The sequence below is a fragment of the Paenibacillus ehimensis NBRC 15659 genome (assembly GCF_004000785.1).
GTDB classification, from domain to species: domain Bacteria; phylum Bacillota; class Bacilli; order Paenibacillales; family NBRC-103111; genus Paenibacillus_G; species Paenibacillus_G ehimensis.
The window spans coordinates 1-14,616 of the sequence record NZ_BILX01000032.1; the positions used below are offsets into that span (position 1 = coordinate 1).

Sequence of the window (14,616 nt, forward strand, 5' to 3'; positions counted from 1 at the left end):
AAACAAGCCGCAATCCTCCGGTCGGAGACATTGCGGCTTGTTTGATATAGCAGCTTACCGAAAACGCGGACACCAAGTTTAAATTGCGATTAGTTTCTTGATCTTGTCCTCCAACTCGTCCGGAGGCAGCACATGAATGACTTCCTTTAATCGCCCTTGCCGGTCGATGAGGAAGCTTGTCGGGACGAACAACAGCCGGTAGGCCTCTGCCGCCTCACCGCTCGTATCCAGCAGCACCGGGAATGAAAATTCCGCTTGCTTGACAAAGCGCCGGACCGCTTCCAATTCATCCCCTCTGGTCACATTGACCGCATAAAGATCGAATTGCCCCTTGTAACGGTCGTACACCTGCTTTAGCGCAGGGGCTTCTTCACGGCACGGTCCGCACCACGACGCCCAGAAATTTACCATCAGCGGCTTGTCCCGCACCCCGCCGACCTTATATTCTCCTCCGTCCAGTCCTTTCAGGGTGAACGCAGGCACCGGCGATTCCACCTTTAATTCCGGCCGGCACGCTGCCGAAACCGATAATTGCCGGTCAATCCGGAAACTCTGAAATAACGCAAGCCCCGCCAATACCAAGGCGAATCCGAACATCAGCCCTTTTCGCTTCATCGTCTCTCTCCTGTCCATAGGCTTGTTTACGTTCCCAGTATTCCCAATTTGCCGGAAAACGTTACTAGCCGGTCGTCTCCGCTGGATAAAGCCGGAAAGCATGGCGCTTACCATGAAAGGGCACATTAAGTTTACGATTTGGTTATTAGCGGAGGTTTATATAGCTATGGAGAAAGCAAAAACGAAAAAGCTGCGGATCGCGTTCGAGAGCGATATCGACTATTCCACTACAAAGGATGAGCAAACCGGCAAAAACAACCAAAAAGAGGACAAACCAGAGTCCAAGGGACTCATTTGGGAATTTATCGCCATCGCCAGCGTACCGCTTGTACTTGTGCTCGGCAACTCGATGCTTGTTCCCATTTTGCCGGATATGCAGGAGCGACTCGGCATTTCTCAATTTCAAAGCAGCTTGGTCATCACGCTGTTTTCCGTCACGGCCGGCCTTGTGATTCCGATTGCCGGGTATTTGTCCGACCGTTTTTCCCGCAAAGCGATCATGATTCCCTCGCTGATCATTTATGGAGGCGCCGGGATATTAGCCGGCTTGGGGGCCGTATGGAATTCGTATACGGTGATTATCGCAGCGCGGGCAATTCAGGGGATGGGCGCGGCGGGAACGGCTCCGATCGCGATGGCTCTTGCAGGGGATTTGTATAAAGAAGGCACGGAGAGTAAAGCATTGGGGCTGACGGAAGCATCGAACGGCACCGGCAAAGTGGTCAGCCCGATTCTCGGCTCGCTGCTTGCACTCATTGTTTGGTATGCGGCTTTTTTTGCTTTTCCGGTCTTCTGCCTGTTATCTTTGCTTGCCGTCATGTTTCTGCTTAAGGAGCCCAAGAAGGAGCAAGCCCCGCCTAAGCTCGGCGAGTACCTTCGGAATATCGGCGCCATTTTGAAGCAAAAGGGACGCTGGCTCATCACTTCGTTTTTTGCCGGCTCTATGGCGTTGTTCGTCTTGTTCGGCGTCCTATTTTATTTATCGGACATTCTGGAAGTAGCCCCTTATCATATCGACGGGGTGATGAAAGGGCTCGTCCTCGCCATCCCGCTGCTCGGTATGGTAGTCACATCGTATACGACCGGCTCGCTCATCAAAAAGAACGGCACCCTGATGCGCTGGCTTATCAATATCGGTCTTGTCCTTATGACCGTCTCGCTCGGTTTTTGCATTTGGTTCTATAATAAAAGCATTTATGTATTTATCGGCCTGCTGACCTTGAGCAGTATTGGGACCGGCTTGCTTCTGCCCTGCTTAAACACGATGATTACCGGCTCCGTCCAGCGGGAGCAGCGGGGCATGATCACATCTTTATACAGCAGCTTGCGTTTTCTGGGCGTGGCCTTCGGTCCTCCGTTGTTCGGGTGGATGATGGACAAGTCGCATCAAACCGTGTTCATTACCGTTACGTCTATGTCGCTTCTGACGTTAATCCTTGCCTTCTTCTTCATTAAACCGCAAGGGAAAATCGGGGGATAAAAAAAGGGGCGGGAAGGCGGAGAAATGTAGTATAATGGCGCAAAAGACAATGGTTTGACAAGCATGACAATCTTACCTTGATCGAAAGGCGCCTCTTCCGATGGATCGTTTGCAGATTCGAATTCACCGACAAGCATGGTCCGATATGATCGGCCACAGCCTTGAAGCGATGCCGCGCGAAGCGTGCGGCCTTCTTTTTGGCTGCCTGTCTTCGGCAGGCACTCCTGGAGCCTTAACCTATGTGCCGGTCTCCAACGCTGCGGCAAATCCGCTGCACAGCTTCGAGCTGCACCCGCAGGAGCTTGTCCGGGCCTTGTACGGCGCAGCCGGAAAGCAAGAACTGATAGGGATCGTTCATTCCCACCCTCGTACGGCTCCTTATCCTTCGGAGCATGACTTAGCAACGTTATGGCATACAATACCGAGTCACTGGATCGTTTCGTTGCGCGATCCGTCTTTGCCCACGGTTAAAGCCTTCGCCTTTCGGAAAAGGCAGCAGGAGGATTTTCGCCTTGAAGCGATCTCATATGAAATCGTTATGGATTGACTTGCTTTAATGATGGCTCAAATGCGCATACAAATCTCCTAACGTCTGCACGTCCTTCGACGTGATTTCGGGCATCAGCCTGCTCCATAAATGAGCCGTCATCCGGGCATCCTCAAGCGCGTGATGGCGCTTCGTCACTTCGATGCCGTACAGGTCGAGCAGCGTATCCAAATCGTATCTTTTCAGCTTGGGGTGCAGCCATTTGGCAATCATCATCGTATCGAGCAGACGGTGGTTCAAGTTCACTTTTGACGTCCGCCAGAGCGCCGCATTCAAAAAATGCTTATCGTGACCCGAACCGTGTGCAACCAGCACCTTCTGCTGAACGAATTCCAAAAAACCGCGAAGCGCGTGCAGCAAATCCGGCGCAGCCGCTGCCTGCTCGTTCGTAATTCCCGTTAGTTTTTCGATTTCCCCGGGGATGCTTCTCTTCGGATTGACAAGAGTGTAGTACGTGCTTTCTTCCTTTACCTCGGTCCCGGTGACGGATATGGCCCCGAATGAAATAATTTCATCCCCGTTATACGGCGAAAAACCGGTCGTTTCCAAGTCGAAAACGACCAGTTCCATCGTGCTTAGAGAAATCTCATACAATGAATTTTTGCGCTGTTCCTTCATGATGGAGCGGATAAACGCCATCTGCTGCGCGCTTTGCGCATCGAACATCGACGTGATCGCCGGAGTAAGCCCGCCCATTTTATACAGATGCCACATCCGGCCGGCCGGCCGCATATCCTTCATAAGCCGATCACCTAACCTTTGTTTATCTCCTTCTGAATACTTTTCTTGACGTACTTCTGCAAATCCGTCCCGATGCGGAGGCACTGCTTCAGCTCCGTCACCCGTTCTTTCGTCAACTGGTCTGCGGTCAGCTTGCCACGGGTCACATATCGGCCCTCCTCGATCTGATAAGGAGCCATAGACCGCAGCTTCAAAGCCAGCGTCAGAGCCTCCAGCCAATCATGGCCGATCTCTTCCGAAACGTGTCCGCCCGCGATCAATGCCGTTATTCGCTCCTCGGTAGACGAATGGCGGATCCCCGCTTCAACCGCCAACAAGCGGATTCCGTTGACAATCGGGATATATGCGCCGTACTTCACATCGACCCCGCCGGCATCCTCGCCGTACCGCTCTTTGATCAGTTGTCCGAATACGCCGATCGACACTTTATGATGCAGCGTATTGCGCAGCATATGCTCCAGCATGGCCGGACGGTCCGCGGTATACCGGTAGATTTCCTCGACAAGTGCGCGGCCAAGCGACTCATCCCCGTAAACCGCACGAACATCGGCTGTGATTAACAAATATCTGACATGCTCCCAGTCCGGCTCCCGCATCCATTCGTTGACCATCCGGCAGTAATCCTGCAGCGGCTTGCGCCATTGCACGTTGGTGCAGATGACCCGGCCGTGGCAAGGCGGATACCCGATCGTCTCCAAGCCTTCCGTAATACGGGCCGCCAATTCGGCGAAGTAACGATCCGCCCGTATGCGCTCATCCGCCGATGAAGGATCCGCGTAGATCAACCCATTGTCTTGATCGCTCCACAACGTCTGCTCTCTCCGCCCTCCGCTGCCGAACAGCAGGAACGCATAAGGAAGCGGAGCAGCTTCCCCCCGTTCTTCCTTCAGTTGCTCCTCGGCCAGCGCAATGACGCGGCGGATTAACGCATCGTGGTATTCGTTGACCTCCCGGTTCCATTCCAGCACTTCGGCAAAAAGGAGGCGCCGCCCGAACTCCTCGTTAACTTGATCCCGAAGCGTCCTCAGCTTCTGCAAGCTCCGGACCCGGGACGTTTCCCATCGAAACCTTTCAAGTGCGAGACAGTCCATGACGACATCCCCTTCAGCTTTTTCGCTCTATACTGTGGTAGCTGCGCTGCCATGCGCCGCTTTCTTCATTTGCTCCGGGTACCCGTAAGTCCCGTGTTCAGACAAATCCAAACCGACGATTTCTTCTTCCTCCGTTACCCGAAGGCCGATCGTGACTTTGATCAGGTACAAAATGACGAAGGACAGAATCAGGACAAACAGGAAGGCGCCGAAAAGGCCAAGCGCTTGCACCCCAAGCTGCTCCAAGCCGCCGCCGTAGAACAAACCGGCTTTCCCCACCCCTACTTTCGCCGCCAGCTCCGGCGTTGCGAATAGTCCCGTCGACAACGTTCCCCAAATGCCCGCTATCCCGTGAACGGAGAAGGCATAAATCGGGTCGTCGACGCCCGCTTTCTCAAACCATTGCGCCGTGAAGAAGGTCAGGATACCCGAGATCGCCCCGATAATGACGGCGTCGCGCGGAGTAACGAAAGCGCAAGCCGCGGTAATGGCCACAAGGGCGGCCAACACGCCGTTCAGCATGCTGGGAATATCGGCCTTGCCGAAGTACATCCAGGAAACGATCATAGCCGCTACCGCGCCAGCCGATGCCGCAAGATTCGTCGTTAATGCGATATAACCGAAGAAGCCGTCGTTCATCGCGCTCAGCGTCGAGCCCGGGTTGAAGCCGAACCAGCCGATCCAGAGAATGATCACGCCGAGAACCGAGAGAACTTGGTTGTGCCCGGGAATCAAATTCGGCGTTTTATCCTTATTATACTTGCCGATCCGCGGCTTAAGCAGCAGTGTAGCGACAAGGGCAGCCGTTGCGCCTTGCAAGTGAACGACCGTGGAGCCTGCAAAATCCTGCATCCCGATTTGAGCGAGCCAGCCGCCTCCCCAGACCCAATGCGCGACGATCGGATAGATGATGACCGTGAACAACGTGCCGAAAATGAAATAGACCGCAAGCTTGCCGCGTTCGGCAAAACCGCCCCAAGCAATCGCGAGCGATACCCCGGCGAACGCCAGCTGGAACAAGAACTTGATGGCGATCGGTACGTCCGACGCGGATAGAGACCCGAAGGCGGCTTTGGCCTGCTCCTCCGTCCCGTCCACGAAGAAGCCGGTCGTCCCGAAGAAGCTGTTGCCGTCCCCGAAAGCTAAGCCGAAGCCGACAGCCCAGAAGGCGATAGCGCAAAGGCCGAAAGTCAATACGGTCTTGCCTGCGACGTGGCCGGCGTTTTTCATCCGGGTGGAACCCGCTTCCAGCAGCGCAAAGCCCGCTTGCATGAAGATGACGAGAATCGCTGCCAGCATAACCCATACCGCATCGATTGCGCCTTGAAGCTGGGCGGGTGTCGCTTCGTCCGCAGCGAATGCCAGGCCTGCAGGTAACAAAGCTGACATAATCGCCGCGGAGAAAAATAACCTTTTAAACATTTCGACCACTTCCTTCGTTAATGTTAGTTTTTATAACATATACTGAAATTTATATTGTCATTATATACACGCGTCACCATTTTGACAATAGGATTTTCGTTAATAAACCATAAATTACGAAATATATTCTAACATTATCCATGCATAATTCGGATTTTAGCGCCTTCTTCGATGATATTTATGAATTTTACGTCATATAAAATGACGTAACAACTCGATCTCCGATAAATTTCAGGCCATCGGAGCAGCCTTTCCCCTTCGGTGAAAGCGTAACGTTTGACTGTATGGTTTGGATTCAGTATCATGAATACAAGAGCACCTATTCCAGTATCTATATAAATGAGGTGACATGAGATGGGGAGATGAAGCTTTACAAAATCGGCGAGTTGGCTCGCTTATCGGAGGTCAGTCCAAGAACGATCGATTACTATACAAAGCTCGGGCTGATTCAACCGGAGAAAAGATCCGATACGAATTATCGGTATTACAGCGATGAAACCTTAGCGCGCCTGAAACGTATTGAAAGTATGAAGAGGGAGAAGTATACCTTAGAGGAAATCAAGGCTAGCCTGATGCAATGGAACAAAGTTAGCCAAGACGAAATAGTGACAGATAAGCTGACATCTTTGCAACTTTTAATAAAGCAGCTTGAGAAGGAAGCGAAGGAAGTCGGACCGATGCTTGAAAAGCTGAAGCCGTCGCAATTGAAGAACCTGAACAAAATTCTCACGCAGCCCACGGCTGCATGCATCGAGGCTTTATTGTTGCTGTTAGGTAAAGGCCCTCTTTCCTAATCGAAACCTAATCACAAACGGAGGAATGGATCGATGTTTTTTCACCCTATGGATTTCCTAATTATCATTGCGTTCATACTCTCCATTTGGGCGCAGTTCCGGGTCAAAGGAACGTTCAACAAATGGTCCGAAGTGCCCGTGCAATCCGGTATGACGGGATACGAAGCGGCCCGCCGCATGCTGGATTCCAACGGATTGTATGACGTTCCGGTCGAGCCGATTCCCGGCGCGCTGACGGATCACTACGATCCGATCGCCCGCACCGTACGGTTGTCGGAGCCGGTTTATTACGAAAGCACTATCTCGGCCGTATCGGTCGCTTGCCACGAGGTCGGTCACGCCATTCAGCATAAGGTGAATTACCCGATGCTCGTAGCCCGCCACCGGATGTTCCCGGTCGTGAACATCGCTTCCGGCATTGCGCCGCTGCTCTTGATCGCAGGCTTTTTGTTCCAGTGGACCGGATTGCTTGGACTTGGAATTATTTTCTTCTCTGCCGCCGTCGCTTTCCAGCTCGTGACCTTGCCGGTGGAGTTTAACGCCAGCAACCGGGCCCGCGACTTGATGGTCGCCGAAGGCTTTATCACCAACGATGAAGAACGAGGCGTAGCCAAAGTACTTAACGCCGCTGCGCTTACTTATGTAGCCGCTGCGTTGATCTCGCTGCTCGAGCTGATCAAGTATATTATGATTTTCACCAACCGAAGCGACGATTAAGCCCCAAACCGAACGTGAAAGCCGCCGGACCTGCTCCTCCTTGGAGTGATCCGGCGGCTTTTTCATGAGCTGTTATCCCCCCTGCAGGGTGTCCATCGTCGGTTCGAACCACAGATCCCGAAACCTGACCCAACCGAGCGCGTTCAAAGAAACGTTTCTTAAGGAAGGATGGAATACGGTGCGCTGCGTATGATGGAACAGAAATAATACGTAAGCCTGGTCGGTTACAAGCTGCCGCAGCCGGTTCAAATAGGTGCTGCGCGTGATCGGGGAGCCCTCTTGATACAGGCGCTCGATGATGAAATCGGTCTGCTGCTTCAACTCGTCCCCCAAATGCATCCGAACGACACAATTGTCCGCGAGAAACAGCTCGATTACCGCAAGCTCAACATCATGATCCAGGACGTTGCGGTTAAAGGTGAAATGCGAGCCTCGTACCTTTTCCTCCCTTTCCGGCGTTCCCCAGACCACTTCGCTCAGCTTTACCTTTATGCCAATCTCGCCCAGTTGGATCTGTAAGTTCTCTGCGTACTCCTTGTGATGGGATGAATGCACTAGCAGAAGTTCCTCTCCATCATACCCGCTTTCCGCCAACAGCCGTTTGGCAAGTAGCGGATCATATTGCTCATCCGTATCGCTAGGCTCCCGGGATTCCTCGTAGAACCATTTGGCGAACGTGACATCTCCCGGCGAGCTTGACGGCACCAGAAGCTTACGGTCGATCCCATGCACGACGGCTTTTCGAAAAGACAGCTTCTGCTGCGGTCCCGGCAAGTTTAAATTAAACGTGAAAAAACTGCAATCCCGTCCGATCGTCTGTATCGTCTGCCAGTTTTCCGGCAGCTCTTCCGTCGTATCGCATTGGTGCCGCATCATATAGTTCGGCGGCTGAAGATGACTCGCTTTTCTCGTTAACTCGGGCGTATACCAAATTTCGATCCGGTCCAGGTGTGCCCGCCGCTCAAAATAACGCGGGAACGCCTCCAATACGAGCATATTATCGTCATTTTGGACGACACGGAAAGGTCCGGTGCCGACCGGCCTCCGGCGGAACGCATCCCCAAGCTCCGTCACCGCATCCTGCGGAACAATCGAAGCCCGGTCGTAGCTCAAATGATGCAGGAAGAGAGGATTAGTCCGCCGCAAATGGATGCGTATCGCGTAGCTGCCGATCGTTTCGATGCGCTCCACATCCGCAAACAGCCACCGAAACGGGGAGCCCAACTCTTTGCTGTTATGACGTTCAATCGAATATTTGACGTCCTCCGAGGTCATTTCTCTCCCGTGATGAAAGAATACCCCTTTGCGCAAATAAAACGTCCATTCCTTGCCGTTGTTCCCGTTGGTCCAGTAGTGCGCTAGCCCGCCCTCGATTTTACCGGTCTTCGTATTCATTCGGACGAGCACGTCAAAAATTTGCTGTACCATATGACATTCTACGACAAAGGTGATAAAAGCAGGGTCCAGGCAAGCAATCCGCTTGGAATACGGAAGCCGCAGCGTGTCCGTCAGCGTATCGTTCTTCACCTCGGGGCGATAGCCGAAGTGGGAATCCAGCCAATACACAAATTGGTCCTTGAGTGCAGGCAGAGCGGAGTGCTCCTCGAGATAAGCAAAGGCCTGCTGAATATCGCCCTTCTTAACCATCGCTTGAGCGGCTTCCAGCGCGATCGTTTCACTTTTGGCCAAAAATGCGATTCTTGAGCGATGTCCCCGCCCCCGGCCCGGAGTCCAGTGAATCCAGCCGGCTTCTTCCATTCGTTTCAATACGAAGTTGACATTGCGGGCCGTACATTGAAAAATATCCGTCAGCTCCGTCAGCGTAATCTCAATCTCCGTTTGTTCCTTTACCTCCGCAAATTTCTTGCGCAGGCGCAAATAGTAGAAATCGATCATTCTGAAAACGCCTCCTCGCCGGTCCATGCGTCCATAAAAGATGAAAGAAATAAAATATATGCTACACTTTTTATTCATCTTTCGCAAGGTATAATGAAACCAGAAGCCGCAAGCAAGCGAAAATAAAGGCTTCCTCAGGAGGAGAGACACCATGTTGAACCCGTTCGAACTTGAAATGCAAATGCTGGAGCAAGCAAAAGAGGCTGAAAAAAAAGCAAGCGGCTCCCGGTTTCCCCGTGTGCCGCTTATGGACTGGCTGGTCGGTGTCACCGCCGTCAGCGCGATGATCGCATGATCCCAAGGCCGCGCCGACGAAGATACAAATTAAGCCCGTGCGGTCTTTTTCTCGAAAAAGTCGAGCAAAAATTTGCGGAATACTTCCGCCACGGGCGGAAGCTTTTCGCCGTTCCGGCGAATCAGCCCGATGCTGCGCGTCACGACCGGCTCCGTAATGCGCACCTTGACCGGCTGAAGCTCGTTAATTTCCTTCAATGCCATCTCCGGCAGCAGGCTGACGCCCATGCCTGCCGCGACAAGCCCGCGGATCGTATCCGTTTCTTCCCCCTCGAATCCGATTTGGGGCGTAAAGCCCGCCTTCGCACAAGCCTCCAATACGATCGCGCGGAGCGAATACTCTTCGCTGAACATGACGAACGATTCGCCGCGGAGCTGCTCCAGCTTAATCGATTCGTTTCCCGATAACGCATGGCCTTCCGGCACGATCGCAAACAGCTCTTCCTGCAGCAGCACTTCACCGACAACATGATTGTGCTTCTCCGGAAAAGGTGAAATGAAAGCCAGATCGATTTCTCCTTTCATGACGTCGCGGATCAAGCTGTTGTAAGTCCCTTGACGCAGGCGGAACTTGACGTTCGGGTAATGTTTGCGGAAGCTTGCGACGACGGTCGGCAGCAGGTTAATACCGAGACTATGCGGAAACCCGATCCGGATTTCGCCCCGTTCCGGGTCGAGAAATTCGTGGACCTCATCCACCGCGCGATCCAGATCAGTCAGGATGCCCTCCACGCGGCACAAAAACAGCTTGCCGACCGAAGTCAGCTGCAGATTGCGGCCTTTCTGCACAAACAATTGAACGCCAAGCTCTTCTTCCAATTGATGGATTTGACGGCTGACCGCCGATTGCGCCACATGCATTTCCTCCGCAGCCTGGGTTACGTGCTGTTTGCGCGCCACCTTTACAAAATACTGCAGCTGTCTAAGTTCCAATGCTCTTCCTTCCCCCTGTTTATGTTTAAAGTTCTGTACTCCTATTGGACAAGTTCTCTAATAAAAGATTATAATATATTTTGGTGAAATACCAATCATTCTCAAACATTGAAGGAGGCCCATGTACTCATGGCAAAAGCGGCATTCAAAGGCAACCCGATTACCCTCATCGGAACGGAAGTTAAGCCAGGCGATAAAGCTCCCGATTTCACAGTCAACAAAAACTTGCTCGAAACCGCATCTCTTGCCGATTATGCCGGCAAAGTGAAGCTGATCAGCGTGGTGCCTTCTTTGGACACTGGCGTATGCGATGCGCAAACCCGCCGTTTCAATGAAGAAGCAGCCAAGCTCGGCGACAATGTCGTTGTACTGACGATCAGTGTGGATCTTCCGTTCGCGCAATCCCGTTGGTGCGGCGCTGCGGGCATCGACAAAGTCGTAACGCTGTCCGACTACAAAAACCGCTCGTTCGGCAAAGCATACGGCGTTCTGATTGACGAGCTGCAATTGCTGATGAGATCCATCTTCGTCATCGATGCGAACGATACCGTACAATACGTGGAATACCTCGGCGAAATGACGGAGCATCCAAACTACGAAGCTGCGATCGAAGCCGTGAAAAAGCTCGTTTAATACCGTTTCCGACCGTCAGTTGTGACACACAAAAAAACAGCGGGCAGCCATGAAGCTCCTCGCTGTTTTTTTTAATCGTTTATTTTATAAGCGGCCAGCCGCTTGTCGATTTGCCTATATATATCAAGGATCGTCCTGTAGTTCGAACCGAGGTCTCCGAGCGAGCCACGGGAAGCCGAATAGATATCGATCGCCGTCTTGAGCGGGTTGATGCCGAACATGGTCAGGGTGATATCCTGCGTGCGGCCGGTAATGGTGCGCCGTTCCACTACGATTTCACCGACGTTCTTGACTTCGTGGAGAAGTTTGTAGCCGCTTAGCTTCTTGAACATGTTCACGACTTCGTCCCATGCCTGATCTTTGGAGATTTTATAGTATCGGGTCTTCAAAGCCGGGTCCTTAGCCTTCTCTCCTGTTGTTTCGTGGCTGCGAATGAGACCGATTAAGGTGCGCTTTAGCAAAGCCTTCCCTCCTCAATGAAGTGACAATCTATTCCGGTTAACACTATCTTTTATCATATCACTGTTTGCAGGGAAGAGAAAGAGCTAACGACGTAAAACCGTTCATATTTTGTACAAAATTGATTTCTGCGATTCCCCTACTCCCAGTATATTAACATGGAAGCCGGCCTATGATTCCAAACACGGACAAGTTTGTGATTCGCTCACATGTTTTATTTTTTTCAAAGGAGAAATTCATTCATGCTGATAAGAGAAGCACTGCCAGCCGATATGGCCGAAGCTTATGCCATCGAAACGATGTCGTATCCCCCGGAAACCGCCGCTTCCCGCGAAGCGTTCGATTACCGCTTGCAGACGTTCGGCCGTTATTTCCAGGTAGCCGAGCACGAAGGACGGGTCGTCGGAATCGCAAATGCCGTTCGGCTGTCTCATGAAAACCTTGCTGATGAAGAAATGAAGCAACCCGGGGCAAGCGACCCGGAAGGGCAGTTTTTGTGCGTGCTGACCGTCGCCGTTCACCCGGATTACCGCGGCAGCGGCCTCGGCGCCCGGCTGATGAGAGCTTTGCTGGAGCAAGCGGAGGCGGACCGGCTCGAAGCCGTACTGCTGCTCTGCGAGAAGCATTTGATTTCGTTCTACGAACGTTTGGGCTTTCGTTATATCCGTTCTTCGGCATCCGAACATGGCGGCATCGCCTGGCATGAAATGAAACGCGATTGCGGATGACGAACAGAAACAGGGCCTGCTGCCGCATCTTGCACAGCTCAGGCCCTGTTTGGCTTCTTTTGTTGTTAGAATGCGCTTTGGTTGGCGCCTTCCCAGTCTTTCAGGAAGCGTTCGATCCCGGCATCCGTTAACGGGTGCTTGATCATTTGCTGAATCACTTTATATGGAACGGTCGCAATATCCGCCCCGAGCAGCGCCGCGTCGATGACGTGAGTCGTCGTACGGACGCTTGCCGTAATAATTTCGGAGCTGATGTTATGTACCTTGAACATTTGGCTGATTTCCTTGATCAAATTCATTCCGATCTGGTTAATATCGTCAAGGCGTCCGACAAACGGAGAGACGTACGTAGCTCCGGCGCGTGCGGCAAGCAAAGCTTGCGTCGAACTGAAAATAAGCGTCACGTTCGTTTTGATGCCCATTTCGCTGAAACGTTTCGTCGCTTTCAGTCCTTCTTCCGTCATAGGGACTTTTACGACAATACCGTCGCCAAGAGCGGCCAGTTTTTTACCCTGCTCCACCATCTCGTCAGCTTGAAGGCTGATCACCTCGGCGCTGATCGGCAGGTTTCCGACGATCGAGATGATTTCCTTCACCGTTTCGAAGAAATCTTTTCCTTCCTTGGCAATGAGCGACGGATTCGTCGTCACACCTGCGATCACGCCGAGTTCATGTGCTTTGCGGATTTCTTCCACATTGGCTGTGTCGATAAAGAGCTTCATCTCCAACATCCCTCTCTTTTTGTTGTGAACGCTAACATTTTAACGCAACAAAAAAACCCGCATATGCCGTCCGATTTCGTGTCTCAAACCCGCTCTCGCAGGTGGGTGTCCGCAGAATCGGTTTTGAAGTCCCTTTTCGAGGGCATGACAGCCGCGATTCAATGTAGGTCTCCCTAGAAACAGTCATTGGTTCAAAACAACTGTAAAACCGAAACGCACATCGCAGGATTTTGTTGTATTCCTATTATAGTCCACTCCATGGCGAAAGTAAACCTTTGCGCCGCACTTCTTGTTGGAACCGGGGGAAAATTACGGTTTGTCCGTCTTGCGATCCGATTCGGCCGCCTCCGGATCATCGGCCTGTTCCGTCTGCAGGCGCTGCTGTTCCGCTTCCTTCTCGGCCAGCTCCTGCTGCTTCTCCTGCAGCTTTCCGAAGATCAGGTTAAAGTGCCAGAACGATACGACGGCGATCAAGCTGCCCATAAAAAAAGGAATCAGGAACGTAAACATGTTAAAGCTGACATACAGGACGATCCCGTTCAGCACGATCATCGAAAGCGAACGCACCGGATTGCCGATCGTAATTAACAGCGCGTTTTTGACGATTTGCAATATCTTCATGTGCAGGTGCGAAAGGATCGAGAAAAAATGAAACAACGAAATGATCAAAAGGACCGTGAGCGACAGCACCAGAAACCGTAAAATGCCAAAAGTCCCCGATTGATTCCCATAAAACTGGAAATTAGTGTACAGAATGACGCCTATCACAATATAAATAAGACCGCCAAGCAAGCTCTGGACGAAATTATCCTTGTAGCCTCGGAAGAACGTCTTGAACAGCGGTACATCCTCTTCCCCGGTCAACCATTTGCGAGCCACGCTGAACATCGCTGTCGTCGACGGAAAGATGGTAAAGGGCGCGACAATCCCCATCAATATAAGCGTTTGCAGGGCTTGATCGGTCGTTTGGGACTGCAAAAAAACGAGTCCCAAAAAAAAGAAAGGAATGGCACATATGACCCACAGCACGTTGATCACCGATAGTCTCATGATCCATTCGGAAATACGGTAAAACCCACCCATGATTCCTCGAAATTCCAAATCCTACGCCCTCCTTCATCTCTATTGCTTTATTATAGCCTATTTCATTCCATCTAGGTAGCCGTCCATACATAATGCCGCAAATAACATATGCTAAAGTACCAACCGCAGTTAGCCCCGGTCATCCGGTTTCTACGTGCAGCGGCAATGTCCCGTGGGCAAGCGAGGGACACACGCGCCCGGAAAGCCGAGGAGCTCTACCTGCCCATGAGAACCGTTATCCGTCCGGATAACGCTGTTTCTGGTGGTAAAATACAGGAAGGAGGCTGATCACGATGGGTGGTTATGCAGGAGGATTGTGGACTTCTACTGGTGTTATTCTGGTTCTGTTTATTCTGCTGGTTATCGTTAGCCGCAGCGGTTGGTTCTAATAAGCTGAGCAAGTTTACAAACGGCGGGCATGTGTGCGATGACGTACACGGCCCGCCTTTTTCATTATAAAA

17 protein-coding genes and 1 other RNA gene are annotated in these 14,616 nt (G+C 52.0%); 8 read left to right on the forward strand and 10 right to left on the reverse strand.

Going from position 1 to position 14,616, the window contains the following annotated elements; translation table 11 throughout:
* Window positions 1-78 precede the first annotated feature (78 nt).
* Window positions 79-615 (reverse strand): TlpA family protein disulfide reductase, encoded by a 537-nt coding sequence (locus tag PEH01S_RS18735; protein WP_127487369.1) that lies wholly within the window; start codon window positions 613-615, stop codon window positions 79-81.
* A gap of 166 nt (window positions 616-781) precedes the next feature.
* Here PEH01S_RS18735 and PEH01S_RS18740 point away from each other — a divergent pair, with 166 nt between their 5' ends.
* Complete coding sequence (locus tag PEH01S_RS18740) at window positions 782-2,095, forward strand: MFS transporter (protein WP_025851578.1); 1,314 nt, start codon at window positions 782-784, stop codon at window positions 2,093-2,095.
* Window positions 2,096-2,195: 100 nt separating this feature from the next.
* Window positions 2,196-2,642, forward strand: a complete 447-nt coding sequence (locus tag PEH01S_RS18745; RefSeq protein WP_127487371.1) for a M67 family metallopeptidase — start codon at window positions 2,196-2,198, stop codon at window positions 2,640-2,642.
* 6 nt (window positions 2,643-2,648) lie between these two features.
* On the opposite strand, the gene PEH01S_RS18750 is transcribed toward PEH01S_RS18745, so the two are convergent.
* The 3 genes from PEH01S_RS18750 to PEH01S_RS18760 are packed head-to-tail and all read right to left on the reverse strand — an operon-like array spanning window position 2,649 to window position 5,896.
* Complete coding sequence (locus tag PEH01S_RS18750; RefSeq protein WP_127487373.1) at window positions 2,649-3,383, reverse strand: exonuclease domain-containing protein; 735 nt, start codon at window positions 3,381-3,383, stop codon at window positions 2,649-2,651.
* Window positions 3,384-3,394: 11 nt separating this feature from the next.
* The gene (locus PEH01S_RS18755; protein WP_127487375.1) at window positions 3,395-4,474 is read right to left on the reverse strand and encodes a DUF294 nucleotidyltransferase-like domain-containing protein; all 1,080 of its coding nucleotides are present in this window, start codon (window positions 4,472-4,474) and stop codon (window positions 3,395-3,397) included.
* A gap of 27 nt (window positions 4,475-4,501) precedes the next feature.
* Entirely contained in the window at window positions 4,502-5,896 is a 1,395-nt protein-coding gene (locus tag PEH01S_RS18760) for an ammonium transporter (RefSeq protein ID WP_127487377.1), read from the reverse strand.
* 362 nt (window positions 5,897-6,258) lie between these two features.
* On the opposite strand from PEH01S_RS18760, the gene PEH01S_RS18765 reads away from it, so the two are divergent.
* Together PEH01S_RS18765 and PEH01S_RS18770 are read left to right on the forward strand one after the other, a co-directional pair.
* Window positions 6,259-6,690, forward strand: a complete 432-nt coding sequence (locus PEH01S_RS18765) for a helix-turn-helix domain-containing protein (protein WP_025851588.1) — start codon at window positions 6,259-6,261, stop codon at window positions 6,688-6,690.
* A gap of 33 nt (window positions 6,691-6,723) precedes the next feature.
* Window positions 6,724-7,407, forward strand: a complete 684-nt coding sequence (locus PEH01S_RS18770) for a zinc metallopeptidase (protein WP_025851590.1) — start codon at window positions 6,724-6,726, stop codon at window positions 7,405-7,407.
* 72 nt (window positions 7,408-7,479) lie between these two features.
* Here the strand turns inward: PEH01S_RS18770 and PEH01S_RS18775 are convergent, their stop codons facing one another.
* Window positions 7,480-9,303, reverse strand: coding sequence for an ABC transporter substrate-binding protein (locus tag PEH01S_RS18775; protein ID WP_127487379.1), 1,824 nt, complete (start codon window positions 9,301-9,303; stop codon window positions 7,480-7,482).
* 151 nt (window positions 9,304-9,454) lie between these two features.
* Between PEH01S_RS18775 and PEH01S_RS34665 the strand changes: the two genes are divergently transcribed.
* Complete coding sequence (locus PEH01S_RS34665; RefSeq protein ID WP_161782281.1) at window positions 9,455-9,598, forward strand: hypothetical protein; 144 nt, start codon at window positions 9,455-9,457, stop codon at window positions 9,596-9,598.
* A gap of 29 nt (window positions 9,599-9,627) precedes the next feature.
* Here the strand turns inward: PEH01S_RS34665 and PEH01S_RS18780 are convergent, their stop codons facing one another.
* Entirely contained in the window at window positions 9,628-10,530 is a 903-nt protein-coding gene (locus tag PEH01S_RS18780; RefSeq protein ID WP_127487381.1) for a LysR family transcriptional regulator, read from the reverse strand.
* A gap of 129 nt (window positions 10,531-10,659) precedes the next feature.
* Here PEH01S_RS18780 and tpx point away from each other — a divergent pair, with 129 nt between their 5' ends.
* Complete coding sequence (gene tpx, locus PEH01S_RS18785; protein WP_010491406.1) at window positions 10,660-11,163, forward strand: thiol peroxidase; 504 nt, start codon at window positions 10,660-10,662, stop codon at window positions 11,161-11,163.
* 71 nt (window positions 11,164-11,234) lie between these two features.
* Here tpx and PEH01S_RS18790 read toward each other — a convergent pair whose 3' ends face one another.
* Window positions 11,235-11,624, reverse strand: a complete 390-nt coding sequence (locus PEH01S_RS18790) for a DUF1499 domain-containing protein (protein WP_025851603.1) — start codon at window positions 11,622-11,624, stop codon at window positions 11,235-11,237.
* A 240-nt stretch (window positions 11,625-11,864) separates the two neighbouring features.
* Here PEH01S_RS18790 and PEH01S_RS18795 point away from each other — a divergent pair, with 240 nt between their 5' ends.
* Window positions 11,865-12,350, forward strand: a complete 486-nt coding sequence (locus PEH01S_RS18795; protein WP_164827932.1) for a GNAT family N-acetyltransferase — start codon at window positions 11,865-11,867, stop codon at window positions 12,348-12,350.
* A gap of 65 nt (window positions 12,351-12,415) precedes the next feature.
* Here PEH01S_RS18795 and fsa read toward each other — a convergent pair whose 3' ends face one another.
* The 3 genes from fsa to PEH01S_RS18810 form a co-directional block, all read right to left on the reverse strand.
* Window positions 12,416-13,072 carry a fructose-6-phosphate aldolase gene (gene fsa, locus PEH01S_RS18800; protein WP_025851606.1) on the reverse strand — a complete coding sequence of 219 codons (657 nt, stop codon included), beginning with the start codon at window positions 13,070-13,072 and terminating at the stop codon, window positions 12,416-12,418.
* A gap of 50 nt (window positions 13,073-13,122) precedes the next feature.
* Window positions 13,123-13,304: non-coding RNA, 6S RNA (ssrS, locus tag PEH01S_RS18805), on the reverse strand.
* Between the two features lie 77 nt (window positions 13,305-13,381).
* A complete protein-coding gene (locus PEH01S_RS18810; RefSeq protein WP_025851607.1) occupies window positions 13,382-14,173 on the reverse strand; it encodes a YesL family protein in 792 nt (263 codons plus the stop codon).
* Between the two features lie 275 nt (window positions 14,174-14,448).
* Between PEH01S_RS18810 and PEH01S_RS18815 the strand changes: the two genes are divergently transcribed.
* On the forward strand, window positions 14,449-14,544 hold the full coding sequence (locus tag PEH01S_RS18815; protein WP_084159687.1) for a sporulation protein YjcZ: 96 nt from the start codon (window positions 14,449-14,451) through the stop codon (window positions 14,542-14,544).
* The last annotated feature ends 72 nt before the right edge of the window (window positions 14,545-14,616 follow it).

Excerpts from the sequence above, each read along its gene's own strand:
- PEH01S_RS18745 (WP_127487371.1), top strand. The coding sequence starts at position 2,196 with ATGGATCGTTTGCAGATTCGAATTCACCGACAAGCATGGTCCGATATG.
- PEH01S_RS18775 (WP_127487379.1), bottom strand. The coding sequence starts at position 9,303 with ATGATCGATTTCTACTATTTGCGCCTGCGCAAGAAATTTGCGGAGGTA.
- PEH01S_RS18760 (WP_127487377.1), bottom strand. The coding sequence starts at position 5,896 with ATGTTTAAAAGGTTATTTTTCTCCGCGGCGATTATGTCAGCTTTGTTA.
- fsa (WP_025851606.1), bottom strand. The coding sequence starts at position 13,072 with ATGAAGCTCTTTATCGACACAGCCAATGTGGAAGAAATCCGCAAAGCA.
- PEH01S_RS18795 (WP_164827932.1), top strand. The coding sequence starts at position 11,865 with ATGCTGATAAGAGAAGCACTGCCAGCCGATATGGCCGAAGCTTATGCC.
- PEH01S_RS18770 (WP_025851590.1), top strand. The coding sequence starts at position 6,724 with ATGTTTTTTCACCCTATGGATTTCCTAATTATCATTGCGTTCATACTC.
- PEH01S_RS18735 (WP_127487369.1), bottom strand. The coding sequence starts at position 615 with ATGAAGCGAAAAGGGCTGATGTTCGGATTCGCCTTGGTATTGGCGGGG.
- PEH01S_RS18765 (WP_025851588.1), top strand. The coding sequence starts at position 6,259 with ATGAAGCTTTACAAAATCGGCGAGTTGGCTCGCTTATCGGAGGTCAGT.
- PEH01S_RS18755 (WP_127487375.1), bottom strand. The coding sequence starts at position 4,474 with ATGGACTGTCTCGCACTTGAAAGGTTTCGATGGGAAACGTCCCGGGTC.
- PEH01S_RS18750 (WP_127487373.1), bottom strand. The coding sequence starts at position 3,383 with ATGAAGGATATGCGGCCGGCCGGCCGGATGTGGCATCTGTATAAAATG.
- PEH01S_RS34665 (WP_161782281.1), top strand. The coding sequence starts at position 9,455 with ATGTTGAACCCGTTCGAACTTGAAATGCAAATGCTGGAGCAAGCAAAA.
- tpx (WP_010491406.1), top strand. The coding sequence starts at position 10,660 with ATGGCAAAAGCGGCATTCAAAGGCAACCCGATTACCCTCATCGGAACG.
- PEH01S_RS18740 (WP_025851578.1), top strand. The coding sequence starts at position 782 with ATGGAGAAAGCAAAAACGAAAAAGCTGCGGATCGCGTTCGAGAGCGAT.
- PEH01S_RS18815 (WP_084159687.1), top strand. The coding sequence starts at position 14,449 with ATGGGTGGTTATGCAGGAGGATTGTGGACTTCTACTGGTGTTATTCTG.